The organism is Streptomyces sp. NBC_00252 (genome assembly GCF_036187565.1).
Taxonomy (GTDB): Bacteria; Actinomycetota; Actinomycetes; order Streptomycetales; family Streptomycetaceae; genus Streptomyces.
The window spans coordinates 222,644-247,122 of record NZ_CP108087.1 but is presented as its reverse complement, the minus strand read 5'-3'; the positions used below and the strand labels follow the sequence as shown (position 1 = coordinate 247,122).

The following is a 24,479-nucleotide window of genomic DNA, read 5'->3' as shown; positions in this document are numbered from 1 at the left end:
CCCGTATTGCAGGGTGCGGCGTCCCACCCGCCATGATCATGGCCGTGTGCGGTGGCCAGCGGACGGGGACGGCAGTTGAGGTGGTGCTCGCGATGGAGGTCCACGAGCGGCTGTTGAGGACGGTGGCCTCTGCGAAGTCTCAGGTTCGTGCGGTGTTGCGGGCCCGGATCGTGCTCGCGGCAGCGGACGGGCTCGCCAACGGCGCCATCGCCCGGGAGCTGGAGATCAGTGTGAACACGGTGCGCAAGTGGCGGGGACGGTTCGCCGCCTGTGGGCCGGCCGGCCTTCGAGATGCCGAACGGTCGGGACGGCCGAGGACCTACGGGCCAGCGGTGCGCATGGCGGTCGTGGCCACCGCGACGAGCGAGCCGCCGCACCCGGAGGCGACCTGGTCACATCGGGCCATCGCGCAACGGGTGGCCGGCACGTGCTTCGCGTCAGTGTCTGCCTCCCAGGTCGGCCGGATCCTGGCGGATCTGGACCTGAAGCCGCACAAGGTCCGAGGCTGGCTCACCCGCCGGGACACCCCCGACTTCTGGCAGCGGGCCGACGACGTGTGCGCTCTCTATCTGGAACCGCCTGAGGGGGCAGTCGTGCTCTCGATCGACGAGAAGACCGCGATCGCCGCCCGCTCGCGCCGGTATCCCGGGCGCTCCGCGCGCCCTGGAAAACCCGTCCGGCAGGAGTTCGAGTACCGGCGTCACGGCACCGCCTCCCTCGTCGCGGCACTCGACGTTCGCAGCGGTGAAGTACTCACCGAGGTGATCACGCGCAACGACGCGGTGACCTTCACCGGCTTTCTGGACCAACTCGACGCCGTCATCGCCCCGGGGCACGAAGTCCGCATCGTGCTCGACAACGGCTCCTCGCACACCGCCAAGCACGCCAAGGCTTGGCTGGCCTTGCATCCGCGCTGGCACGTCCGCTGGACCCCACCGCACGCCTCTTGGCTCAATCAGGTAGAGCTGTTCTTCTCCGCCCTGACCCGCGGGGTCGTGCGGCACGGCGACTTCGCCGACCGCAACGACCTGATCGAGAAGCTGGAGGCGTACACGATCGGGCACAACGAGACCGCCAAGCCCTACCGGTGGACCTACGAAGGCACCCCACTCAAGGCAATCTGATCAACACCCCTCCACGGACTTCCGCGGAGCAGCACTAGACAGAGAGTATAGAGGTCTATAACTTGAGCCGTATCAACCCCACTCCATCGAGGAGGGCCTCATGGCCGCCACCGCCCGCCGCCCCGAGCTCCAGCTCTTCAGCATCGGCGGCGAGCGGTTCACCGCCGTGGTCATGACTTCCGCCGACCTGGCGGTGCTCGACATCGAGCACCTCGGGTTGCCGGAGGACCGCACCCGGATGCAGGGCCTGCGCGGCTGGGACGTCTACGACGGCGCCGGCCTCCATATCGGCCGCGTCATCGGCCGCTCGTGCGTGGTTGCTGCGGAGTGGTTCGACGCCGTTGCCGAGGGCTGGCTGCTCGCCCGGTGGTCCTGCCGCCGCCTGGAGCGCGCCGTGCGCGAGATCGCGCGCTTGCGCGACGACATCGAGGGCGAGCGTGCCGCCGCATCCGCCCGCCAGGAGGAGCAGGAGCAGCGCGCCGCCTACGCCGCCTACCTTCAGCGCCACGGCCTGGTCCTCGATGAGGACGGTGACGAGCGGTACGCCGACCGGACCGGTCACACCGCTTCGCCGCCCGGTTTCGGCGACGTCTTCGCCAGCTGACCTACGCTGTCCGGCCCTTCGGGCCGGGCCCACCCCCACCCCTGAAGTGGAGAAAGTCCATGCAGAGCCCCACCGAGACCTCAACGATGGCGACCACCGAGATCAACGAGGCGGCCCGCGCTGCCGAGCGGGAGGCCGGCGAGGCCTTCGCGAACCAGCTGCGGGACGCGCTTGGGCTGACCCCCGAGACGCCGCGCTTCCACTACGACCGCGACCAGCACCGCCGCGCCGACCGGCTCATCCGTCTCGCACGCGAGCGCGTCCTGGACCAGGCCCTGCTGGAGGGAGACTCCACCCTCGCGGCCGGCTAACCGCCGCCTGCGCTTGGACGCGGTTAATCTACCTGGAGCAGGCCACCGAGGCCGCCCTGGAATACGTACAGGCACTCTCTCCCTGGGGCTTCTGCCAGTTCCTGGGTGACCTGGTGGTGGCCGGCGCGATGACCGGCAAGGCACGGGACGCCTACTTCTGCGCGCTCGCCGCCCGCGTCACCACCGCGGCCCGCATCCGGTGCGAGGGCCTGCCCGTCAAGCGGCTCGCCCGGCAGCACACCGAGATCCTGCGCCTGGCAGACAAGCCGCACCTGAGCGACCGCTGGGACACCATCGACCCGTACTGCGTGTGGATCACCTACCGCCTGGAGGTGGGCGCCACGGAGCCCACCTGGGAGGCAGTCGTCTCCGGCTACCGCGTCCTGAGCAACGGCGTCATCGACATGGACGCCCGCAGCATCACGCTGCGCAGCGGCACCGACGAGGGCGCGACCCCCGACTGGCTGACGGGCCTGATCGAGCAGTACACCCCGGCCTCCTGGTAGACCCGCCAACCCCCGGCCGTGCGCCGGGGGTTGGCCGTTCGACCGCCCAACTCGCCACGGAGCAGGGAGACATGACCATGGAACTGGCCTCGAACGCCGTCGCCGCACTCGCGGGTCTGCTCGGAATCGTGATCGGCTTCCGTCTCCAGGACCGGTCCACCGAGCGCCGCGACCGGCGCGCCCGGCAGATTCAGCAGCGCGCTGAGCTGCGCGCCGTGATCGTGAAGCTCCTTTCGCGCCTCGCTGCGATGCGCCGCTTACAGAGCGCGCGATCGGTTCTGCGGGAGGATGACGCGTCCGAGGCGGAGCAGGAGGTTGCGAAGACGGCCGCGGTGGAGGCGCGCACCGTCGTGGGCGAGGCGCTGACCGAACTCCAGCTGCTGACCGAGGGTGCGCGCGTCCTGGCGCTCGCCGACCGGATCGTCGACGTCACCTTCACCCTGCACGAGGCCGCCGACCGCGCCGACCGTGACCGTCGCTTCGACCCTCGCCAGGGCCGCGCACAACGCCTTCGTCGCAGCCGCCGGCCCGCTCGTGCGGGCCTGACTCGTACAACTGCGGTATGTGGGGGCGCGTTTACGCTGCGCCGTATGGCAGGCGTGCGCCTTCACGCGGCACCCCGCGCGGTAGGACGGCGGTCAGGTGGGGCAGCATCTGCTCAGCCATCGCCTGCTCGTGAGGGGTCGTCATGCGTTCCACCCGGCGTGCTGCTTCATCCGTCCTGTTCGCCTGCCTGATGCTCGCGGGCTGCTCTCCCACTGCGCTGGACGGCGCGGCGCCGTCCGGGAGCGCGAGTGGTGCGGGGGGTCCGTCGGGTGTCGGCGGGGCCGGGCGGGCGATCGCGGTGGGGGCGGGTCCGCAGAAGACGTACACGGTGCAGCAGCAGCCGGCCGCGGGCACCTGCCACTACCGGTATCTCAAGGGCGAGCCGATCGAGGATCCGACGTGCACGCCGGGCGCGGTCTCTCCGGCGGTCACGCAGGCGAATCTGAAGTCGACGATCTGCCGCAAGGGCGGCTACACCTCCGGCATCCGTCCCTCCACGTCGGTCACGGGCAGGGAGAAGAAGTCGAACGCCGCCTCCTACGGCTTCACCGGCCGCATGGGCGATGCCGAGTACGACCACCTGATCAGCCTGCAGCTGGGCGGGGACCCCAACGACTACCGCAACCTGTGGGTGGAACCGGCGGACCCTGGCCACAAGAAGGGCTCCGGGGTGAACAACGCGAAGGATCCGGTGGAGACGAAGCTGCACACTGCGGTCTGCAAAGACACGGTCACTCTCGCCGCCGCGCAGAAGGCGGTCGTCACCGACTGGACCACCGCACTGAGCCGGCTGGGCCTCGGCTGAGAGAGGTGCTGCGAATCCGGACGCCCGACTGCAGGCCCGCGGCGGTCGTGCACAGCCGAAAGTCCCGGCTGGACGGGGGAGACCAGTGGGCGCAGCCGGGTGAGGGCGTCGTCGTTGTCGGCGTCGGTGAAGGCGTGGATCGCCACCAGGATGGCTGCGCCGATCTGTTTGGCGGTGGCGGGGTCGTCACCGGCGAGAGCGGCCTGGGCGGGCCAGGAGTCGGTCAGGGAAGAACGATGCGCGCCGTGGGATCACTGTTGATCTCCGCGATCCGGCGGCCTGTTTCGTCGTGGTCCATGGTGGCGTCGATGCCGAACGCGGCGATCAGGACGCTCTGGAGTGTGTGCTGCCCGTACCCGGTCAGCAGGCGGGCAGCGGACTCTCGCGTCCGTCTCCAGCGAGAGCCGCGAGGGCTTGGTCGTCGTTGCCGATGACGGCCTCCAGCGCGGCCAGACGCCACGGTGAGGGCCGGAAAGTGCCGTGTCAGTGAGGCGACGATTGGAGAGAGTTGATGAGCATGTCGACGAGTTCCTCTCCGTTGGTGTCCCATTTTTCAGCGCCGAGGTGGCCGCTCAGCTCCATGCCTGCGATCCCGTGCGCGCTGGAGAGAAGAAGCGCTGCATAACGGCGCACTTCTCGGTCACCGACCGCGCCGGCGACCATGTCGAGGAAGTGACCATGAGACGCTGACACAGATTCGAGCAGCGCGTCCGTGTCGCCCTCGGGGGTGTAGAACATCAGCGCGTAGAGGTGAGGGCGCTCGCGTCCGATCTCGATGAGCGCCAGCAGGGCGTGCTTGAGCCTGATGGCCGGCGTGAGTCGGTCGTCGCGCTGCAGGCGCCGCAGTTGTTCGGCCAGCGCATGCCAGGCGTCGATCGCCAGCTGGGTGAGCAGATGCTCCTTGTCGGCGAAGTGCCCATATGGGGCTCCTCGGGATACGCCGGCGCGTGCTCCCACGGCGCGGAGGGTTACGGCGTCGGGTCCGCCGTGATCGAGAAGATCCGATGCGGCGCGGAGCAAAGCCTCGCGGGTCGCGGCTGCGGACTCGGCGCGGGTCACCATGGCGCCTACTTTACTTGACAGTGTCACGCGAGTGGCTGCATGCTCACTCACATGACAACGTCACATGACAATGAGCTGGTTTTCGTGTCCGGAGCATCCACCGGGATGGGCTCGGCGACCGCCCGCGAACTGGCCCGCCGGGGATACCACGTGCTCGCAGGCGTCCGTAGCCAGGCGGACGCCGACACCGTCCGGGACATCCGCATCGAGCCCGTCTTCTTGGACGTCACCAACGCCGGACACATTGAGGACCTCGTCGCGAGGATCGCCCACGACCCGCAGGGTCGGAAGCTCGCCACCCTCATCAACAACGCTGGCATCGCAGTAAACGCCCCGGTCGAAACCCTGCCCCTCGACCAGTGGCGGCAGCAGTTCGAGGTCAACCTGTTCGGTCACATCGCCGTCACCCAAGCCCTGCTGCCCTTCCTCCACGAGAGCCGAGGCCGCATCGTCAACATCAGTTCCCTGGGCGGCAAAGTGGCCATGCCCACCTACGGCGCCTACGCCGGCGCGAAGTTCGCTCTGGAAGCGGTCAGTGACGCTCTGCGGCGCGAACTCGCCCCGCACGGCGTACAGGTGGTGGTCGTCGAGCCCGGCGGCGTGAAAACCGAGATGACCGGACACGGCATCAATCGCGCCCAGCAGTTCGTGAAGGACATGTCGACCACCCAGCGCCGACTCTACGGCGGCCTCATGCAGGCGATCATCAAGCAGGCCAACGAGTTCACCGAGCAGGGAGTGACGGCAGACAAGGCTGCCCTCGTCATCGCCAAGGCCGCTACCGCACCCAAGCCCCGCACGCGCTACACCATCGGACGTGACGCCGCCGTGATGACCCGCCTGGCCTGGCTGCTCACGGACCGCACGCTTGACCGCGTCGCCGCGGCTAATCTTCGGCCCCACATGCCCAAAGCCTCAGCCGCCTGATCGCGGGACCGCACCTGTTCGAACCGGTTCAGCAGAGGTCACAGCCTTCGGTGCACCGCTCCTCGGACCGCCCTCTGTGCGGCACGTGAGAGCCGGTTTCGGGCGGTCGCAGCTCCGCCTGCCCCGCACAGCAGCCACGCCGCCCCGTCTGCATGCTGCTGTCTCATTGAGCGAAGTGTTGAGGCTGCGTGCGCGGCCGCGACCCTCCGTCGACCTCGTCGACCGCCCATTCCGGCCGACCGTGACGCCGGAGCGGCGGGGGAGGAGTCTGCCGCGTCAGAGCATCCCGGCGGCGCTGCTCACGTTCCCCGGCCCAAAGCGTCCACTGCCGGCCCTGCACCATCCCGTACGTTGCGTGCCCTCCACCTCTCGCACAGCGGCGACCCGCCGCCACACCTCAAGTCGCCCCACCGATACCCCGGCCAGCTCCACCGGATCACCGCCCAACTCACCTCACCCCCTGAGGTGGCTAGGGCGAGCGTCAGCGGCTCCACCGAGGCGAGCCCAACGGGCCCCAGTTCTAGGATGATTGGTGAAGATCAGGCGTCTTGGGGCAGCCGCGGAGGGCGGCTCGATCTGGGACCACCGGGCTGACGAAACTGCCGACGGTCGTGCGAGAGCCTCGGGCATGATGACCTTCATGCCGATGGAGACCGACGAGTTGTTCGAGGGCGACACGGCGGCCTGCGTTCCGGTCGCCGACGAGGCGACAGGTGAGGTGCGACTGCTGTCCGAGCGGTGTTCGACCTGCATCTTCCGGCCGGGCAATCCGTTCCGTGCCACGATGTCGGCACGAGTCCGGAACATGATCGCTGATGCCGTGGCGGACGAGGGGCATGTGACGTGTCACTCGACGCTGCCGGGATCGTCGCCCGCGGATGTCGAACCCGCGATCTGCCGTGGGTTCGCGGACACTTATGGTGATCGGTCGTTGGCCCTGCGGTTGGGAGACGCTCTGGGCCTCATCCGGGAGGTTCCTCCGCCCTCGTGAGGTGGTCGGATACTTCATCCTGGCGTTCGCCTTGGTGCGGGCCAGGCGGTAGGACTCGGTTCCGGTCTCGATGAGGGTGGCGTTGAAGGTGAGCCGGTCGAGTGAAGGCGTCGTCGGGGGTCATGAGCGTGAAGGCGCTGGCCTGGCCCGCTGCTTCGCCTTTCGCCAAGCGGGGGCTGACCGTCAAGGAGATGGCCGACGCGGAGGCGGCGAAGTGCACGCCGTCGGGTCACGACGTCGTGCACTACACCTACAGGGTGGCTGTCACCCGCGCCGAGGCCAACGGCTCCCCGCGGGGCCGGTGGCACATCGCGGTCCTGGCCACCGCGAAGAACGGCGACACGACGCTGAAGACCAAGGCGGCCGACTTCACCGCATGACCCCCGCGCATGCCGGTGGACGGTCGCGGACCGACGCGGCGCGGCTCGCAGCGACGTCACACCCACCCTGGTCAACAACCTCGCCACCTGCGAATGGTCAAGAAGGGCGAGCCGCTCTGCCTGATCGGCGACTCCGGCACCGGCAAGACCCACCTGCTGCCACGCGGTCTCGCGAGCTTGGGCGTAGCGGAGCACCTCGGCGGGCGTGGTGATCAGCTCCACCCCGGTCATCACGTCCGCCTCGTCGAAGTGCAGCAGGGCGACCACCCGCGCGTCGAACAGCCAGAAGTCCTCCCGAGGAAGGCCGAGCTGGTCGGCTCGGCTGCGAGACAGGACACGGATGGTCTCGCCAACTGCGGAGTTGCGGCGGGCGTTGTCGAGTAGGTACCGCTGCCCCGGAGTCGGCGGCTCATCGACGATGCGCACCCGCTCGAACCTCTTGCCGGCCGCGGTCTGCTCGCGCCGGTTGGTGCACCACGCGTCGTCCAGGTCCCAGCTGACGGACTCACCTGCCGCGAACTGGCGGTAGGTGTCGGTGACTTCGTCCTCGGCGTACCGGCTACGGGTCTCCAGCCTCCAAGCGGAGTGCTTCAGCGTGGTGAACATGCCGCCGAACTCGGCGAGGCTGATCTCCTGCGGCACGTGCACGGACTCCTTCGGGCCGAAGTTCGCGAGCAGCTCGCGGGGCACGGTCACGGCCGCCTCGCCCTCGGCGAGGTCCAGCTGTCCCAGCTCGGCCGGGTCGGTGACGGGGTCGCCCTGCACGACGTACGTATCGGTGCCGGGCTCGGTGTACAGGGTGGGGCATCCGTCGTTGCCGGAGTTGGTGCCGACCTTCCACAGTCGCCTGGTCATGGCATGCGTCCCTTCGGTGAGGGGAAGCAGGCGCGCACCGTACCCGTCGGGCGACGGGCCGCAACAGGGCGCCGTCCGGCCGCTGGCACCGCCTCCGACAGACGAGGGCCCCGGCCATGTGGTGGGGCCCCCAAAGGGGCTGGGCGCCTACTGCTGCACGGTGCCGTGCAGGGCAGCAGCGACCTTCGGGGCGAGGCGCTTGCTGTCGTCTCGGGCACCGGCCGCGTCAGGTGGCAGGCTGACGGCCCACGTGTCGCCGGTGACCGCCACGCCTCCGAAGCTCTTGGAGAGCGGGACCCACGCGGCTAGGGCCTCGGCGTTGGGGAACATGTTGATTCCCGCAGTGCCGGGTGCCGCCTTGTCGGCCTGGTCGATGACAGTGAAGTCGCAGGCGGTGCCGCCGACCTGGCTGACGTAGTTGTCCGCGGTCTCCTCCTGCGGTTTGGAGGCAGTGAGCCCTGCCGCTGACAGCGCGTCAGCGATGTCCTGCGCACTCGAGTAGTGGCTGCCCTTCGCGGCGTTGGTGCGGGGAGCGGCGCTGGCAGCTGGCGTGCTGGCGGTGCCGTCCTGCGCGTTGGTGTGGCCGCCCTTGTCGTCGCTGCTGCACGCAGCCAGTGTGAGGGCGAAAGCAGCGGTCAGGCTGGCGATGATGGTGCGGGTGCGCATGAGTCCCCCCCCGTTACCTTCTTCGTGGCTCCGCAATGGGGCCTCCGGCCTTCGGGTCCGGCATGACTTCCCCCCCCTTGTTGCGGTTGATGATCCGGGGGGTGGTGTCACCGGGTCCGGAGGCATCGACGGACCGCTGATGAGGGGCTTGAGCACCGGCTTCACCCAGGCCGGAAGAGCTCTCCGTAACGTGGATGTGGCAGCTCGGTGCCGAGGCAAGGCCGGACGAAGACGTGATGGAGGGGCCTGCACGTGATCGACACCGGCGACATCGACGTCTTCCTCGGCCTGGACGTCGGCAAGGGCGAACACCATGCCACCGCCGTCACCCCGGCTGGCAAGAAGGCCTTCGACAAGCGGTTACCCAACACCGAGCCCAAGCTCCGTGAGCTGTTCGCCAAGCTGAAGGCCAAGCACGGAACGGTGCTGGTCGTGGTCGACCAGCCGGCCTCGATCGGCGCCCTGCCGCTGGCGGTTGCGAGGGTCATGGGCTGCCCGGTCGCCTATCTGCCGGGGCTGACGATGCGGCGGATCGCCGACCTCTATCCCGGTGAGGCCAAGACGGATGCGAAGGACGCGTTCATCATCGCGGACGCGGCCCGCGCGATGCCTCACACGCTGCGGGCGATCGACGGCGAGGACGAGACCATCGCCGAGTTGGAGATGATCGTCGGGTTCGACGACGACCTGGCCAGCGAGGCGACCAGGCTCGCGAACCGTCTGCACGGCCTGCTGACCCAGATCCCTCCGTCGCTGGAACGGGTCCTGGGACCGCGGTTGCAGCACCCTGCCGTCCTCACGCTGCTGGAGCGGTTCGGGTCACCGGCACAGATACGCAAGGCAGGCCGACGGCGGCTGGTCACGCTGCTGCGGCCGAAGGCGCCGCGGATGGCCGAGCGGCTGGTCGAGGACATCTTCGCCGCGTTGGACGAGCAGACCGTGACCGTCCCAGGGACCGAGGCGGCCGCACTGATCGTCCCAAGCCTCGCCGGATCTCTGGCCGCAGTCCTCGACCAGCGCAGACTGCTGGCCGGGCGGATCGAAGAACTCCTGGACGCCCACCCTCTTTCCAAGGTCCTGACGTCGATGCCGGGAGTCGGCGTCAGGACCGGAGCCCGCATCCTGGTCGAGGTCGGCGACGGCAGCACCTTCCCGACCGCCGGCCACCTCGCCGCCTACGCCGGACTCGCCCCTGCCACCCGGAGCTCGGGCTCATCGATCCGCGGCGAACAGCCCTCCAGACGGGGAAACAAGCAGCTCAAACGGGCCTTCTTCCTCTCCGCGTTCGCGTCCCTGGCTGACCCCGCATCGCGGACCTACTACGACAAGAAGATCACCCAGGGCAAGCACCACACCCAGGCCCTGCTCTGCCTCGCCAGACGCCGGGCCGACGTCCTCTTCGCCATGCTCCGCGACGGAACCTTCTACGAACCCCAGCCAGCCTCAGCCGGCTGATCCTCAGCGGCCTCGCCGCACACGGGACAGTCCCGCTCGTCGACCGAGTCCAACAAGACCGAATGACCGCAAAAGTCGCATGGCCGCATGCTCCCGCCCGCCGACTCTCGAACAGGCACGTCATCACTCATGACAGCCACACTGCCACCCGACCACCTTGACCAAAGACATAGGGGCACCCCCCCCGGGACAGTCGGATGCTGAAGGGGCATCATGCGCCGTCCGGTGAGCGCTTGGGAGCTTTGCGCTGGTCCTGTGACGTATTGCGAAGCTGCCGGGCGGCAGAGGGGCGACATGCTGACGCCCCGCCATCAGCGCTGTCCATCAGGCGGAATGTCGGGTGTTCGGCGCGTGCAGCCAGCAGACGCTCAACGGGATACGGACCCCGCTACGTCCCGTCACTGACAACGGGCTTGGGAACGGCCGCAGACTTCGACCTCGCCCGCAGGATCGACGCCATCGCGCAGGTCCACGGCGCGGAGCCCTTGGGTGACTGATCGCGCGGCGTCACAGCGCGTCAGTACACTCCGGCGTCCCGCAACTCCGCCGCCAACGCCTTGGAGTGCTGCGGACAGTACGCCTTCACGCCCAGTACCAGCACCTGGTACGCGTCCGTCTTCTCCGTTCCCCATGTGCCACCCCACGGATACAGGTCGCCCTCGCCGAACATCCACGCTGCGCTGTGCCCCGCGTCCAACGCTGTGCACCACTTCGGCGGGAACACCTCCATCTCTTGGTACGGCGGGATACCTGTCGCGTACGAGTTCAGGCCCGCGTCCTCCACCGACGACATGAACGCCACAACCGGATCCACCGACGGCGACGCGCTCGCCGACGCCTTCGAGTCGGCTGCCTCCTGGCCCCCACCAGAGCATCCGGTGACGAGCCCGGCGAGCAGCAGGCAGGTGGCAGTGACGGTACGGCGCACGGTCCCCCCAGGATCGCGCGTATCGGTGCGCCTGAGCAGTCCAGGTCACACCGGCCGAGGCTGTCAGGGCACGTCGGCCAGGCGCCGCGCCCAGAAGGAGCGGTCGATCCAGCGGGCCTCTTGGGCGTGGATGACACGGTGGCCGCGCAGATATGCGCTCCGTGCGGCCGCGACCTGGTCCGCGTAGGCGCCGAGGGACGAGTCCGCGCCGTCAGGAAGGCCACTCAGGTGGGCGTCGACGGCCAGACCCGCGCTCAGCCCGGTGTAGAGGGCGGTCAGCACGCCCTGGGAGGAGAGCGGGTCGAAGGCGACCGCCGCGTCACCGGCGGCGGTCCAGCCGTCTCCGTACACCCGGTCCAGGTGCGCCGTGTGCGCGGCGGCCCGGCGGGGCGCGGTGGGTGACGTGGGCGGGGGCCCGTCCCGGTGGACCCATCGGGACACGTGGCGGGTTTCCGACATCCGTCGGTGGAAGTGGCGTGCGGTGTGGGTGGCGGCCGGCAGGTCGGTGTCGGTGAAGTAGGCGACCAGGCGCCCGCCGGACGGCTGCGGGGCGGTGTACCACCAGCCTTCCTCGTCGGACTCGACGAGGGAGCGGCGGTCGGTGTCCAGCGGGTCCGCTTCCAGGGACACGTACAGGGCTGTGAGCCGGTCCCGGACCCTCCGCCGGGCCCCGCACCGGACCGCTATCGCGGCGGCGCGGCCGGTGGCGTCGATCACCCAGCGGCAGCGCACCGTACGCTCGCCACCGGACGCGGACGCGGACCCGGACCCGCCTCCGCCTGCGGACCCGCCCCCGGACCCGGAACCGGCCTTGGACCCGGACCCCGGCCCGGTATCGGACCCGCTCCCGCTCCCGCCCCCCGACCCGCTACCGGCAGGGCCCGTGCCGCCGCGCAGGACCAAGGTCCAGCCGCTGTCCGGCGTCCGCACCGTTTCGCGTACGGCCGTGCCCTCGGCGACCTCCGCCCCCGCCGCGCGGGAGGCGTCGCGCAGTCGCTGGTCGAACAGCTGTCGGTCGAGGTGCCAGCCATGGCCGTGCGGGTCGTTGATGAAGTCGACGGTGTGCAGGTCGGCCGAACCCCACGCCGAAAGACTGCCGTAGCAGGGCAGGTGTCCGGAGTCGAGAACACGGTCGGCTATGCCGAGGTCGCCGAGCAGGACCCGCCCGGCGGGTACGAGCGTCTCGCCGACCTTGGGCGGCCTGGTGCCGGCGTCCGCCAGCAGGATCGTACGGCCCGCCCGGGCAAGCATGAGCGCGGCGGCGCAGCCGGCCGGGCCGCCGCCCGCCACCACGACGTCGTAGGTGTCCGCGCCGAGAGCGAGGGCGGCGCTCACCGCGCGTCGCGGAAGGGGTCGAGTTTCTCGAGGTATCCGGCGGTGATCTCCTCCTCGGGGTATCCGGTCGCCCTGGCCGCTTCGCCGACCGCTCGTGCCGCCGACTCGGCCTCGACGGCTTCGGGGGCGGGCATTCCCTCGGGCGAGCGGCCTGCCGCCGCGGCCAACACGTGCGGACCCACCTCGGGCACCTGCACGTTGACGAGGTTCGCCCTGTCCGGTGCCTGAGCGAGCGGTTGTGCCGGGCGCGACTCCACCAGGATCCGTTCGGGGAACTTCCCGTCGCCCACGGTGTAGTCGCGCACCTCGACGACGCCGAGTTTGAACCAGTCCTTGATCATCTGGGTGCGCTGCTCGTTCATGGTGCCGGTGAGTCCGCGCAGCCAGGTCGCCCGCCGCTCGAACGCCTCCTCCCGGGCGCTGTCGTCGCTCCCGGCTGACGGCGTGTTGACCTTCTCGAAGTCCTCCAGCTTGAGCACATGGTTGGGTACCTGGGCAGGCCAGAAGGTCGGCAGGTACGGGCTGTACCGGGGCCCCAGGTTGGCCAGTACCTCGTAGCCGGAGCGGCAGCTCGCGGTGTCCGCCTGCCAGGGGGCGGCCATCCAGCGGGTGAGGTCTCCGGGGGCCTGTGCCTGGAGGGGGCCAGTGGCGGAGACCGCCTCGTCCGGAAGCAGGGTGGGCCCGTAGTCGGGTTCCGCGGTGGCGGGGGCGCGGTGCCGGATGCGGAAGGGGGCACTGAACATGCTCGCGTGCCTGATCGGCCAGGTGACCTCGATCCCCGGGTGGAACGCGTCGGCGGCGCAGCCCTCCAGGGCCGCCCGGTCCAGCAGCCCCGGCTGCTCGGCGGCCGGGGCGTCGTCGACCGTGGGGCGCGGCTGCTGCAAGGGTCCGGCCACGAACGCCCCGTCCGCCCAACGCTGCAGCATCCAGTCCTGGGTCGGCGACAGTGCCAGGTGCTGAAGCACGGACTTGGGCTTGCTGGCCATGGCGTCGCCGTAGAGCCACGGCCACGGCAGCGGGGACTTTCCATCACGGTCGTAGTCGCGCAAGGAGGCGTACACCTGGCGGCGCAGTTCCCGGGTTCGGTTGGACGGATCGGCGAGCCTCTTGCGCATCGTCGGGGAGAGGAAGAAGTTGGGGCCGTTCCAGCCGAACTGGGTCGCGAAACCGTGGTTGACCCACTGCAGATCGCAGAACCTGCGGAATATCGGCTCGATGTGGTCGGCGAACGAGATCTGCTGCGGGCGGGTCAGCGAACGGGCCTGGACGAAGACGTCGAAGAGCAGGTCGTAGAGGGTACGGACGGACTTCACGCCGGGGGCGTAGTGCGGAGGTCCCACCACGACCCAGGCCGGAACGGCGGTCAGATCCTGGCCGTCGATTGTGACCTTCGCTGTCACCGGGCCGTCGGACACGTCGTCGTACCAGGTGTCGTTGTTGGTGACCCCGGTGATCGGCTTGTTCTTGTAGGAGGCGGAGTTTCCCCGGCCGCCGAGCACCACCAGGCGGCCGTCGGAACGGGTGGAGATCTCGCCGAGGTACACCGCCTTGTCCATGACTTTGCCGGTGTCGAACTTCTGCGTCTCGGTCTTCGAGCCGCGAACGGTGCGGCTGCCGGGATCGTTGACCAGCTTCTTCCTGTCGGCGCCCACGACGTCGGCGTTGCGTCGGCCGTATTGCTCTGCCGTGAGCGTCTTGCCCTCGGGGATGTCCAGCGCCAGATGGAACTGATACCAGGCGGCCTTCTTGTTGGCCAGATGCACCGTCCACTGGATCTCGGTGACACCCTCGCTGCCCGGCTTCAGTTCCCGTACGACCTCCCCGGCGGCGTTGTAGCCGTACACACGGAATCGTGCGGCCTGCCTCCGTATCGCCCCGGAAGCGTCCTTGTAGGAGCCGGCGTCCGCTGGTTTCTGGTCCGGTGATTCCGGGCCGATGAAGGGTGCCTCTGCGCTGTTGCCGACCCGGGCGACACCGATGGCGGGGTGGATCTTCACCTGCACGATGTGACTGTCCATCAAAGAACCCTCCGTTGTGGATTCAACCGGTCGAAGGTATGTGATCGCACATGAAGAGGGTGTAGGCCGAGCTCGCGTTCCGAGGGCGGGGTTCGGGTCAGGGTCCTACCCGGCGCCAGTCCGTCACAGGGCCGGGGTCCGTGTGGTCCGCAGGGCGCGAGCGCCGTCTCCTACGACAAGGCGAGCGGCGAGCGGGAGAAGAAGCGCCTCACCGCGGCCCACTGCTCGAATGGCGAGCTTGTGCAGGTGGAGCCGGGCCACCTGCGTTCTCCGGGTGGGCGAATCTGACGCCGGGCTGGAAGTGTTTGTCCGCAAGCCCCGGCCACCGGTCGTCTGCGTCGCCGCCTGGAGCGCCTCGGCGATGTTGTTCGCGATCTCGATGTAGGCGTCGGAGCCGGGTGCCATCCACCGGTCGACGACGTCACAGACCGTGGGAACGGACCGTGTGGCTCAGCCTCCATATCTTACGGACTCCACGGAGGGACCTGGCCGCTGCATCTGCCTATTGAGCCGCTGGGTGAGTGAAATTCATCCAGTGATTGTGTGAGTTTAGGCGTTCATCAGTGTCAGCTCTAGTATTCTGCAGGGGGTTGAGTACCGGGAGGGTAAGTGGGGCAGCCACCTCAGACGGAGGAGCCGACGTCGGCCAGCGACGCCCGCAGGGGTCTCTACGGCTTGGTCAAGGCCGCCCAGGACGACGGGGTCACCACGCTGATCCACAAGTTGGTCAACAAGGGGGTGGAGCGTGTTCTGCTGGCTCCGCTGGACCGGTTCCCCGCGGCCAGGAAGGCCGGCGCGTTTCCCGTCTGGCCGCTCAGCGCAGCGCAGAAGGAGTTCGGCACCCTGATCAGCCGGGCGGCCGGGGGAGAGCCTCAGGTCCTGCGCCGGAACAGCACGCCGATCGCCGTGCTGATCCCTGCCGATCCCAACGAGCTTGCCCTCTCACCCGACACGGCCGTGCCCGAGGGCGCGCCGACCGCAGGAGGCGCGGTGCCCAGTCAGCCCACTCCCACCCGTGAGCGCGGCCGGCGTCTCGCCACCCTCGGCGATGCCATCGGCGCCGTCCTGGCCACCGGATCGGCGCCCGGCCTATCGTTCGGTCTCGCACGTCTGGACGAGGCGACCGGGGGCCTGCACCCAGGCCGCCTGATCCTGGTCGCGGCCGAACCGCAGGTGGGCGGCAGCCTGATCGGCCTCGCCGCCGCCCGCGCCGCGCTCGCCCGAGGCGCCCGCGTCCTGTACGCGGCGTCGGGCCCGAGCAGCGCGGACATCACGCGCCGCATCATCGCCGCGGAAGCCGGCGGCGACTACGCCCGCCTGCGGACCGGCGTCCTCACCCAGGACGAGCAGCAGGTCGTCAAGCGACTGCGCCACGCGCCCCTGCTCATCGACGACGGCAGCGACCTGACCGCCGAGGCTATCGCTGACACCGCGCCGCTCGCCGACGACCTGGCCCTCGTGGTCGTCGACCGCCTGCAACGCGCCCACAACCCCCGCCTCCCGCTCTCCGGCGAGCACCTGCCCAAGGCCAGCCAGGTCCTGCGCGAGCTGGCCCGCAGCCAGAACGTGCCGGTCCTCGCGGTCGTGGACACCGACGACCCGGCCCTCGTCAACTTGCTGGACGCCGACGTCATCCTCACCCTCACCCACGCGCCGGGCCAGCAGACAACGACGACCGTGACCGTCGCCGAACGCGACCTGGGCACCATCGCCACCACCACCCTGCGCCCCGATCTCGCCCATGCCCGCTTCCTCGACACGGGCCCCAGCCCCGCCACGGTCGCCCCGACGCCGGCCACCGGCGTGAGCGAGGCCGCGGAAGCGCTCCCGGACACCGTGGGCACCGCGGCCGACCGCCAACTCGCCGAGGCGGCCCTGCCGTTCACCTCGGGCGCCGTCAAGGGACTGCCTGCGGAAGCGACCCGTCTTCTCGCGGCTCTCCGCAGCGCTCTGGCGGGCGCGCACGTGAAGGACCTCGACGACCTCCACACCCCGCTCACGGAGTTGGCCGAGGCCGGGCTGCAGACACCCGACAGCGCCGAAGGCCGTCGACTCGCCGCCGCGCTGCACGCTTACATCGCCCCCGCCCCCGCCACGGAGCAGTCTTTCGGGTCTGCTCCCGATCCTGCGGGCGCGCCGGTCGCCGAGAACGTCGATGTGGTGCGCCGGGATGACGACGATGGTCTGGTCCCGGGTGATGAGCAGGACGAGCCGGACGGCGCGATCTTCCCGGCACTGCGGATCCTGAAGGAGTCAGTGGCGCGGTCGAAGATGCACCCGATCCCGGTCATCCGCACCGAGGACCGTGAGGCCGGGCCGTGGCCGTTGATCAGTGAGGACATGGACGGTGAGCCCGGCTGGGTTCACCCCGACGTCACCAGCACCCGCGTCGCCCATGAGCGCAACGGCAAGCGAGTGCGGCGCGACCAGCTCGACGTGCCCGCCTCGTTCGGCGACGGCCTGATGTGCCTGATCGACCGCAACGGCTCCTTCCCCTCCGCGTGTTCCGCGGTTCCGCTCGCGCCGAACAAGCTCCTGCACACCGGGCCCCTGGACGTCTTCGACAGGAGCCAGGCCGGTATCTACCAGATCACCGTCCCAGCCTGGGGCTACCCGGGTATGCCGCACCCGCTCGGACGCCTCGCCGAGCGACCCGACGAACAGGGCCGGGTGTGGGTGACCACCCCGCACATCAAGATGCTCGAACGCCTCCACCGCGACGGCCACCTCACCCACCCGGTGACGATCCACGACTCGTGGACCGGCAAGGCCAACGAGTCCCTGTTCAAGCCGTTCTATCAAGCCACCAAGGAGGCCCGGACCGAGCTGATCCAGGCCGGAGGCGAGCCGTACACGAACTACAAGACGCGTCTGTCGATCGCGTTGCGTCTGCTGTGGCCCAAGCGGCCCGAGTCGCGGTCGCCGTTCTGGCGGCCGGACTGGCGCATGAGCATGGTCGCCGAGGCCTCCGTCCGGCACTGGACGGTGGCCTTCAAGGCCGTCCAGGCGGGCCACCAGCTCATTGCCCTGCGCAACGTGGATGCCGCGATCTTCTGGGTCCCTGGCGAGACGGCACCCGACACCTACCGGGTCGGCACAGGGTTCGGCGAAGTAAAGGCCAAGTTCATCAAGCCCGGCGCCTTCCTTCCCGAAGGTGACGACTGATGGCCGGCCCCACCGACCGCGGCGGATCCCTCGGCGCCGCCCTCAACAACCTCCTGCGCACCCAAGTCACCCCACGCCACCGCCTGTCCACCTACACCGCCCAGCACTGGCACGCCCAGCTCAACCAGCTCACCGGCACCCGCCGCGGCTACGAAGCCCTCGAAACCGTCGGCCTCGACGTCCGGCCCGACACCCTCATCAAGTGGCTGTCGGACGCCGAGTACAACGTGCGCCGCAGCTACCGCGACCTCATCCACACCGCCTACGAGAACGTCGCCTTCGCCCCCGCCGAACCCCTCACCGACACCGTCAAGAACGGCACTTACGAGATCAGCGGCCTGGTCAAGACCGGCGCGGACGAACGCGAACGCGGCAACCGCCGTGCCGCCCCCCTGCGCATCGACGCCAGCCGCGGCGACTGGACCGACATCGAGACCCGGTGGCTGGGCGGAGACCTGCGCGACGACGACCTCGAAGACCTCTTCATCGACGAGATCATCGTCTCCGACATCGGTGCCGGCACCGACGGCTGGGAGTTCAGCGGCAACTCATACTCCGTCGAGCTCCGGTGACAGACCGGGTGCTGCCAGCGTCTACGCCCCCACCGCGCTTTCACCCGGCGCGGAAGCGGCGATGTTCACTCCCATCCCACTGACGTCAGACCGCGTCGAAGAGCGGGATGCCGCGGCCTTGATCGGAGGAACGCACTGAGCGTCGTGGTTGAGCAGCAGGCATCCCGCGAGTTGCTAACCGCGAAGCGGCTGATGGTGGGAGCGGGTGGTTTGCCCTGCCGATCAGCAGTCCATCCGCGACGAAGTTTGCGTCGGCGCCGCCGAGGCACTGCTGCCGGGGAACGCCAGTCCGCGTTCCCGCTGTTCGTCCGGCAGCTGCCGCAACGGTGCAAAGGGCCGTTGGGTGATGTCGCCCAGTACATATACCGGGACCGCTGCGATCAGCTGATCGAGGGGCGGGGCGTGCGTCGGAGTGGGCGAGTAGGTTGCGGCGTTGGGAGAAGGTTCCATTGCGGTAGATCGCCTCATCCAGCCGGGGTGCACTCCCCAGGTGGGCGCGGAGCAGGGTTTCGGTGCCGTGTCTGTGTACCCCGGTGCGAATGTGGCATCGCGCCCGCCGCGCAGAGGGTCTCGCCCGGGGCAATGGCGACCGCCATGGCGAGGAGGGCTTCGGCGTGACGGTGCAGGAGTCCTTGCCCGCCGCCGAGGTTGCGTGAGTCGGATTGCCCGCCCGATGGGTTGAGCGGGCACCGGCACCCTGCGCGGCGTCCGGGGCGCCGTCGGAAGGATCGGAGTTAAGGCGGCGGGCTTCCGCTGCGAAGTCCCGGCGCGGCGGTGCCGAGGGTCGCCGAACTGTGGCGGGTTCCGCTTCCGCGAGCGCGTGGGCGGCTGGACGGAAGCGGGGCGTTCCCCTTCGGCGGTTCTTGAGCACAAGGGGCCGCGCGGCCTTCCGGACTGGAAGGTGCGCGCCGGGGGAGCCGTCCGCTTCTATGGTGGCCCATCCCGTCGGTGGCGCAACGAGAAGTACGGGTTCGCCATCAAAAGCGTTGGAGTGGGTGCCGAGCACCCCCGATGCGCAGCGCCTGTTTGTGAGCACGTTCGTGCGGAAGGTCTGCTAAGTGGCGGCGAGGTAGTTTCCCGCGCTGTGCTCGGGGCGCCTGGTCAATGTGTCCGGATTCCTGAGTGGATGAGCAGACATGTAGCGGTGAACGGTGCCGCAGGACACGCTGGCGTCATGTTCGTCCAGCAGCCTCTCCCAGACCAGCCCGACCGTGGGAAGTTGGCCGGCATGCGTGGCTGCGTACTCGTCGAGGATGACATCGATGGCAGCGCCGACACGTCCTTTGGTCCGGCCCTGGATGGCCGCGCGTTACTTGCGCGGTGGAGGAGTTGGTGAGGCGAGGGCCTGGCGGACCTGTATGGGCTCACATGATGCTTCGCCGCCAGTCTCCTGATGGACTGCTCTCCTGCTTGGGCGTCCCGGCGGATCGCCGCGAAGAGCGCGGGCTTTCCCCGCTGACGGTGACATGCCGCTTGGGCTTGTCCGGGGCCGGCCTCGCACGTTTCCCTCTCACCAGATCGGCCAGCACCCGTTCTAGCACGTCTTGTTGGCGACCGGTGACTGCGGCGAGTTGGTCAGCGTGTGGTCGTTTCCCACGTTTGTCGTCGGGTCGGCCGACGAGGCATCCGCGCAGGTAGCTGGGTTTGAGGTGGTTGGCCCGGGACAGTCGGCGGATGAAGGTACGTAGGAGCATCGCGGGCTGGAACGGGCCAGAACCCACGAAGACCTCCCTGCCCGACGATCTACACGGCAGATTGCCGCGCGTGACCAGCACGAGCACCGGGGCACGGAATCACACCAGGCCCTTGACCTTCCACTTCACGATGCACACCACTCAATGGTGGGCTGGACATGTTCCGCTCAGCTTGCTTGCGCATGGGCAACCTCGGTGTACGACTCACGCGGGCTCCGACACGCCACCGTCGGAGCCCTGCTCCAGGAAGCCACCGACGGCGCTGTCATCCTTCACGTCCATGGGGCAGTGATTCGGACGAGACTCAGAGGTAACTGAGAAGTCCCTGTGAAAGCGTGCCGAGGCCCCCGCAGCGTCAACTGTCCGGCCAACCCCCCATGGAGAAAGCCCTCATGAGCCTCACTGTCGTCAACGGACTGCCCGCGCACGTCCTGTTCGTGCATTTCGTCATCGTGCTCGTGCCCCTGAGTGCCCTGGCACTCGTGGTGTGCGCGGCCTGGCCCGCAGGTGCCCGCCGACTCGGTCTGCTGCTGCCGATCCTCGCGCTCGTGACCTTGGCCAGCGTGCCAGTGGCCACCCACGCGGGGGAATGGTTGGAACAGCACGTCGGCAGCAACCCGCTGGTGCGCAAGCACGCCGAACTCGGCGACGGCCTGCTCCCGTGGGCTCTGGGCCTCTTCGTGATCTCGGCCGTCGTTTGGTGGACGGCTCGCCGATCGGCCCCCGCCGCGGACGGCGCGGCGGGGGTCTCATGGTCGCCCTCGGTACTGGTTCGGGGCGCGGTCGTGGCTCTTTCTCTCGCTGTCGCGGTCGGCGCCGTGGTGGACGTCTACCGGATCGGCGACTCGGGAGCCAAGGCGGCCTGGAAGGACAACTACTCCAAGACGGCCAAGCAGAACGGCGGTTGACATGACGAGGCCGTCATTGGGCCGGGCGCCTCCGGACCGGCGTCGCGAGTCTTTATCGCGTACGTCTCTGCTCGGGCCGAACGGTCCCCGACGTGCCAGGGGACAGCTGACGAAGTTCAGCTGATCCCGGCGGGAGGGATGCTCCCCTCCGGGGTCGACACGGCATGAAGCCCCCAGGCCGTAGCATGGGTGTCCCGGGCGTTCTGGGTGTGGTCCGCACGGAAGCTGGCGATCACGCGGTCGGCGATGCTGTCGGCGACCAAGGTGTCCGGTCTCGGTGATCACGACGGAACCGGTATCCTCCTTTGACCGAGTGGCCCCTCTCTGGCGTGGTGGGTCCTGCATGTGAATGGGACGGACAGCGCGGCCCGTAGGGCAGATGCCACGAGCTGCGGTACATCAGCAGCATGCGCTGATCGGGCCGAGGAGGAACATCTTCGACGGCTGGAGCGTGGCGTGCTGCCAGTTCCCGGAGGCGGTGGGTCCAGTGGTCCCTGAGCGTGTCGTACGTGAGCCCGTGGCCGAACGCGACGGGGTCGCGCCGCGGCTTGGCGATCCGCTGGAGTCGCTGACCCTGTTGCTGCAGCACCTGCGCACTTCGGCCGGGGGACTGTCGGAGCGGGAGGCGGCGCGGAGACTGCAGGCCTACGGGCCGAACGAGCTGGTCCGCCGTAGCGGGACCCGGTGGCCCGCCGAACTTGCGAGGCAGTTCACTCATCCGTTGGCGCTGGTCCTTGCGGTGGCCGCGGTGCTGGCGTGGGGCAGCGGGAGCCCCACCCTGGCGGTGGCGATCACGGCGGTGATCGTGCTCAACGCGGCCTTCGCGTTCTTTCAGGAGATACAGGCGGAACGGGCCGTGGAGGCACTCGCGGCTTTCCTTCCTGCCCACACCCGGGTACTGCGTGACGGTCACCCGCGACAGGCGGAGGCCGCAGCCCTGGTCCCGGGTGATGTGATGGTCGTGGCGGAGGGCGACAGCATCTGTGCCGACGCTCGGCTGCTCAGCGGTGCCGTGCAGGTCGACATCTCCACCCTCACCGGGGAGTCCGAGTCGGTCGCCCGCTCCGCCGAGGCGATGGACACCGACGTTCCCCTCCTCCAGGCACGCGACGTCCTGTTCAGCGGGACGGTGTGCACCGGCGGAGAGGCCGTCGCGGTGGTCACCGCGACGGGGATGCACTCCGAACTGGGCCGCATCGCCGCTCTCACCGCGCGCGTGACGCGGGAGGACAGCCCGCTGGAGCACCAGGTGAAGCGGGTCGCCTGGCTGATCGCCGTGGTCGCCGTCGGCGTGGGGATCGGTTTCCTGCCCCTGGGTCTGCTGGCCGGACTGGGCTGGAGCGCGGCGATCAGCTTCGCGATCGGTCTGCTGGTGGCCAACGTGCCTGAGGGCCTGCTGCCCACCATCACCTTGGCCGTAGGCGTAAGGGAGTTGGCCGGACGGGGCGCCGTCGTCAAGCGCCTCAGCGCCGTGGAGACGCTGGGCTCGACGACGGTGATCTGCACTGACAAGACCGGCACCCTGACCGAGAACCACATGCGTGTCACCTCCCTCTGGATATCTGAGGGCTCCGCGGACCCACAGGTACCGACAGCACAGACCGACCTCGTCGTGCGCTCCGCCGCTGCCTGCACCAACGCCGAACTGCCCGGGAGCGCCACGGCTGAGGCGAAGGGGGGACCCCACGGAACTCGCCCTGCTGGAGCTGGCCGTCGCCCTCGGCCGTCCGGTCACTCCAGATCAACGGTGAACACCTCTTCGCCCAGGGAGAGTCCGGCGCGCAGGTGACCGCCGTAGAAGATCACGACGGTGGCCGGGCCGCGGGGTTCGTAGCGGAACTCGACCAGTCCGCGGCTCAACTGCGCTATCCCAGTGGGGAGTTCGTCACGAAGGAGGTCGGCGGTCTTCCTCATGGCAGATTTTTGATTCGGCGCAACTCCTTGCGGATCGCTTCCAGTTCTGTAGCGCCGCGGACCAGGACGGTGCAGAGGGCGAGTCCCTCGGGGGCTCGGCGGATCAGAGGGCGGATGAGGTGGTATGCCGGGTCCAGGGTGATCAGGTCGAGTCCCTTAGGATCGCCGAGGGCGCTGAGCGTCATACGACCGACCCCCGTTGAGCGGCACGATGTAAGTGGCCGGGCGGACACGTCCCGGTGTCCCGCCTTCGGTGCGCGTTTCTCGCTGGGGACGCGTTTTCCCGCCCACCTTTGCATCCTGCCACTATTCGGAGTCGTTGGTCCCGGCAGCGGTCGGCCAGTCGCATCGCACCGCACTCTTCGGCTCCGGGGGTGCGTTCCGCCCAACGGGCTCCACCCAAGTGGCGTTGAAGAGCTGAGGAGTTGAGGGGTTCTGCGTTGCGTCATCCGGTCCTCCCGCCCCGGCGGGTGTCGACGCGCATCCACTCCTCCTCCCATTCCCTCAGACGTCGCCGCTCCAGCCCGGCGCGGGCGAGCTGAGCGCCGCCGAACACAACACCGGCCGCGCCCGCCGCGGCCAGCGCGCCCGTCCAGTCCGCCTGGAACTCCGCGTCCCCGGGTGTGAGCGGCTTCGACACGAGTTGCCCCTGCCGGTCGGTCCAGATCGTGACCTGGGTGCCCTTCGGTGTGCTGGGACGTACCTCCGTACGGCCGGTGTGCGATGAACCGTCTGGAGCGGTCCAGCGCACACCGGCCCATACGTGGCTGTTGTCCACGGCCTGTGCCGACGTGCTGCCGTCTGCCTTCTCGGTCAGGACCGCCGTGATCGGGCGGCGTTCCGTTCGCTGCTGGTCGAGCCCTCGTTTCACCGCGTCCGCTGTCGTCAGCCCCGCGAGGAGGCTCCCGGCCAGCGCGATCAGCCACGCCGCGAGGACGATCCAGGCTTCGACGAGGTCACTGCGGCGCCTGAGCGGACTCCGGCGCCAGCGCCAGGTCCAGAGCCTGCCGACTCGGGTTCCTGCCATGGTCGACACCCCCTCGTGCGTACCGCCGCTCCCGCCCCCGTTTCCCATCCCAGTGTCCTCCCGCGGACGTCCTGGAGCACTTCACGTCTGGGGTGGGCGGTCGCATCTGTCACCTGCTTTCAGGGCATCCGTCAGGTGTACGAGTTCAACCCGTACACCGAGAAGTTCACCAAGGTCGCCCCGATGAACGAGGCGCGCTGGTACCCGACCCTGACCCGGCTCGCCGCCGGGCGGGTGCCGGCCCTGTCCGGCCTGGACGACATCGGCCAGATCGTGCCGGGCAAGAGCGAGATCTACGACCCGAAGACCAGGACCTGGAAGTACAGCGGGAAGATCCGCCAGTTCGTCGGCTACGGACCTGCCGACGTCGGCCGAACCCCGGGCATCTGGCAGTTCGACTCGAACGAAGTCGTCGAACAAGACCCAGATCGTCGACCTCACGGCGACCAACCCGCACTTCGTGGACGGGCCCGAGCTGGAGAAGGGCACCCGCTACTCGGAACTGTCGGTCCTGCCCGACGACACCATCCTGATCACCGGCGGCTCCCAGGAGTACCGGGACCCGTCCTCGCAGAGCATCCTCCAGGCCCGCATCTACGACGCGAAGACCAGCATGATGCGCCGGGTCGCCGACCCCGAGGTCGGGCGTAACTACCACTCCGGATCGATCCTGCTCCCTGACGGAC

At 69.2% G+C, this 24,479-nt stretch carries 23 protein-coding genes and 3 pseudogenes; 15 read left to right on the top strand and 11 right to left on the bottom strand.

Going from position 1 to position 24,479, the window contains the following annotated elements; all coding sequences use genetic code 11:
- Window positions 1–32 precede the first annotated feature (32 nt).
- From OHT77_RS01030 to OHT77_RS01005, 6 genes are all read left to right on the top strand, one after another.
- Complete coding sequence (locus tag OHT77_RS01030) at window positions 33–1,124, top strand: IS630 family transposase (protein ID WP_328825973.1); 1,092 nt, start codon at window positions 33–35, stop codon at window positions 1,122–1,124.
- Between the two features lie 100 nt (window positions 1,125–1,224).
- Entirely contained in the window at window positions 1,225–1,728 is a 504-nt protein-coding gene (locus OHT77_RS01025; protein WP_328825970.1) for a hypothetical protein, read from the top strand.
- Window positions 1,729–1,787: 59 nt separating this feature from the next.
- Window positions 1,788–2,039, top strand: a complete 252-nt coding sequence (locus OHT77_RS01020; RefSeq protein WP_328825969.1) for a hypothetical protein — start codon at window positions 1,788–1,790, stop codon at window positions 2,037–2,039.
- Window positions 2,040–2,167: 128 nt separating this feature from the next.
- The gene (locus tag OHT77_RS01015) at window positions 2,168–2,545 is read left to right on the top strand and encodes a hypothetical protein (RefSeq protein WP_328825968.1); all 378 of its coding nucleotides are present in this window, start codon (window positions 2,168–2,170) and stop codon (window positions 2,543–2,545) included.
- Window positions 2,546–2,616: 71 nt separating this feature from the next.
- Window positions 2,617–3,282 carry a hypothetical protein gene (locus OHT77_RS01010; protein ID WP_328825967.1) on the top strand — a complete coding sequence of 222 codons (666 nt, stop codon included), beginning with the start codon at window positions 2,617–2,619 and terminating at the stop codon, window positions 3,280–3,282.
- On the top strand, window positions 3,234–3,896 hold the full coding sequence (locus OHT77_RS01005; RefSeq protein WP_328825966.1) for a hypothetical protein: 663 nt from the start codon (window positions 3,234–3,236) through the stop codon (window positions 3,894–3,896). The genes OHT77_RS01010 and OHT77_RS01005 overlap by 49 nt, the downstream gene beginning before the upstream one ends.
- A 483-nt stretch (window positions 3,897–4,379) precedes the next feature.
- Here the strand turns inward: OHT77_RS01005 and OHT77_RS01000 are convergent, their stop codons facing one another.
- Window positions 4,380–4,958, bottom strand: a complete 579-nt coding sequence (locus tag OHT77_RS01000; RefSeq protein ID WP_328825964.1) for a TetR/AcrR family transcriptional regulator — start codon at window positions 4,956–4,958, stop codon at window positions 4,380–4,382.
- A 51-nt stretch (window positions 4,959–5,009) separates the two neighbouring features.
- On the opposite strand from OHT77_RS01000, the gene OHT77_RS00995 reads away from it, so the two are divergent.
- Together OHT77_RS00995 and OHT77_RS00990 are read left to right on the top strand one after the other, a co-directional pair.
- On the top strand, window positions 5,010–5,885 hold the full coding sequence (locus OHT77_RS00995) for an SDR family oxidoreductase (protein ID WP_328825962.1): 876 nt from the start codon (window positions 5,010–5,012) through the stop codon (window positions 5,883–5,885).
- A 532-nt stretch (window positions 5,886–6,417) separates the two neighbouring features.
- Window positions 6,418–6,876, top strand: a complete 459-nt coding sequence (locus OHT77_RS00990; protein WP_328825960.1) for a hypothetical protein — start codon at window positions 6,418–6,420, stop codon at window positions 6,874–6,876.
- 21 nt (window positions 6,877–6,897) lie between these two features.
- Here the strand turns inward: OHT77_RS00990 and OHT77_RS44945 are convergent.
- Window positions 6,898–6,978, bottom strand: a pseudogene (locus tag OHT77_RS44945) (ATP-binding protein); the annotation flags it as partial.
- Window positions 6,979–6,998: 20 nt separating this feature from the next.
- Here OHT77_RS44945 and OHT77_RS00985 point away from each other — a divergent pair.
- Window positions 6,999–7,256, top strand: a complete 258-nt coding sequence (locus OHT77_RS00985; protein WP_328825959.1) for a DUF5707 domain-containing protein — start codon at window positions 6,999–7,001, stop codon at window positions 7,254–7,256.
- A gap of 79 nt (window positions 7,257–7,335) precedes the next feature.
- A pseudogene (locus tag OHT77_RS00980) lies at window positions 7,336–7,415 on the top strand (IS21-like element helper ATPase IstB); the annotation flags it as partial.
- 54 nt (window positions 7,416–7,469) lie between these two features.
- Here OHT77_RS00980 and OHT77_RS00975 read toward each other — a convergent pair.
- Both OHT77_RS00975 and OHT77_RS00970 read right to left on the bottom strand, forming a co-directional pair.
- Window positions 7,470–7,862 (bottom strand): annotated as a pseudogene (locus OHT77_RS00975) (DUF6879 family protein); the annotation flags it as partial.
- Between the two features lie 396 nt (window positions 7,863–8,258).
- Complete coding sequence (locus OHT77_RS00970) at window positions 8,259–8,777, bottom strand: hypothetical protein (RefSeq protein WP_328825957.1); 519 nt, start codon at window positions 8,775–8,777, stop codon at window positions 8,259–8,261.
- 252 nt (window positions 8,778–9,029) lie between these two features.
- Between OHT77_RS00970 and OHT77_RS00965 the strand changes: the two genes are divergently transcribed.
- Window positions 9,030–10,232 (top strand): IS110 family transposase, encoded by a 1,203-nt coding sequence (locus tag OHT77_RS00965; protein WP_443047878.1) that lies wholly within the window; start codon window positions 9,030–9,032, stop codon window positions 10,230–10,232.
- Window positions 10,233–10,749: 517 nt separating this feature from the next.
- On the opposite strand, the gene OHT77_RS00960 is transcribed toward OHT77_RS00965, so the two are convergent.
- The 3 genes from OHT77_RS00960 to OHT77_RS00950 form a co-directional block, all read right to left on the bottom strand.
- The gene (locus OHT77_RS00960) at window positions 10,750–11,160 is read right to left on the bottom strand and encodes a hypothetical protein (RefSeq protein WP_328825956.1); all 411 of its coding nucleotides are present in this window, start codon (window positions 11,158–11,160) and stop codon (window positions 10,750–10,752) included.
- 63 nt (window positions 11,161–11,223) lie between these two features.
- Window positions 11,224–12,495, bottom strand: a complete 1,272-nt coding sequence (locus OHT77_RS00955; protein ID WP_328825955.1) for an NAD(P)/FAD-dependent oxidoreductase — start codon at window positions 12,493–12,495, stop codon at window positions 11,224–11,226.
- A complete protein-coding gene (locus tag OHT77_RS00950; RefSeq protein ID WP_328825954.1) occupies window positions 12,492–14,513 on the bottom strand; it encodes a LodA/GoxA family CTQ-dependent oxidase in 2,022 nt (673 codons plus the stop codon). The genes OHT77_RS00955 and OHT77_RS00950 overlap by 4 nt, the downstream gene beginning before the upstream one ends.
- 609 nt (window positions 14,514–15,122) lie before the next feature.
- On the opposite strand from OHT77_RS00950, the gene OHT77_RS00945 reads away from it, so the two are divergent.
- From OHT77_RS00945 to OHT77_RS00930, 4 genes are all read left to right on the top strand, one after another.
- A complete protein-coding gene (locus tag OHT77_RS00945) occupies window positions 15,123–17,678 on the top strand; it encodes a type II toxin-antitoxin system prevent-host-death family antitoxin (protein WP_328825953.1) in 2,556 nt (851 codons plus the stop codon).
- Window positions 17,678–18,250, top strand: a complete 573-nt coding sequence (locus OHT77_RS00940) for a hypothetical protein (RefSeq protein ID WP_328825952.1) — start codon at window positions 17,678–17,680, stop codon at window positions 18,248–18,250. Before OHT77_RS00945 ends, OHT77_RS00940 begins: the two co-directional genes overlap by 1 nt.
- A gap of 2,086 nt (window positions 18,251–20,336) precedes the next feature.
- Window positions 20,337–20,852 (top strand): DUF2231 domain-containing protein, encoded by a 516-nt coding sequence (locus tag OHT77_RS00935; protein ID WP_328825951.1) that lies wholly within the window; start codon window positions 20,337–20,339, stop codon window positions 20,850–20,852.
- Between the two features lie 517 nt (window positions 20,853–21,369).
- Entirely contained in the window at window positions 21,370–22,641 is a 1,272-nt protein-coding gene (locus tag OHT77_RS00930; protein ID WP_328825950.1) for an HAD-IC family P-type ATPase, read from the top strand.
- Here the strand turns inward: OHT77_RS00930 and OHT77_RS00925 are convergent.
- The 4 genes from OHT77_RS00925 to OHT77_RS44940 all read right to left on the bottom strand — a co-directional run bounded on the left by OHT77_RS00925 (window position 22,584) and on the right by OHT77_RS44940 (window position 24,056).
- Entirely contained in the window at window positions 22,584–22,766 is a 183-nt protein-coding gene (locus OHT77_RS00925; RefSeq protein ID WP_328825949.1) for a hypothetical protein, read from the bottom strand. The genes OHT77_RS00930 and OHT77_RS00925 overlap by 58 nt on opposite strands.
- Window positions 22,763–22,951, bottom strand: coding sequence for a hypothetical protein (locus tag OHT77_RS00920; RefSeq protein WP_328825948.1), 189 nt, complete (start codon window positions 22,949–22,951; stop codon window positions 22,763–22,765). The genes OHT77_RS00925 and OHT77_RS00920 overlap by 4 nt, the downstream gene beginning before the upstream one ends.
- Before the next feature lie 260 nt (window positions 22,952–23,211).
- Window positions 23,212–23,793, bottom strand: coding sequence for an Rv1733c family protein (locus OHT77_RS00915; protein ID WP_328825947.1), 582 nt, complete (start codon window positions 23,791–23,793; stop codon window positions 23,212–23,214).
- A gap of 131 nt (window positions 23,794–23,924) precedes the next feature.
- A complete protein-coding gene (locus OHT77_RS44940; protein WP_443047877.1) occupies window positions 23,925–24,056 on the bottom strand; it encodes a hypothetical protein in 132 nt (43 codons plus the stop codon).
- Window positions 24,057–24,479 lie beyond the last annotated feature (423 nt).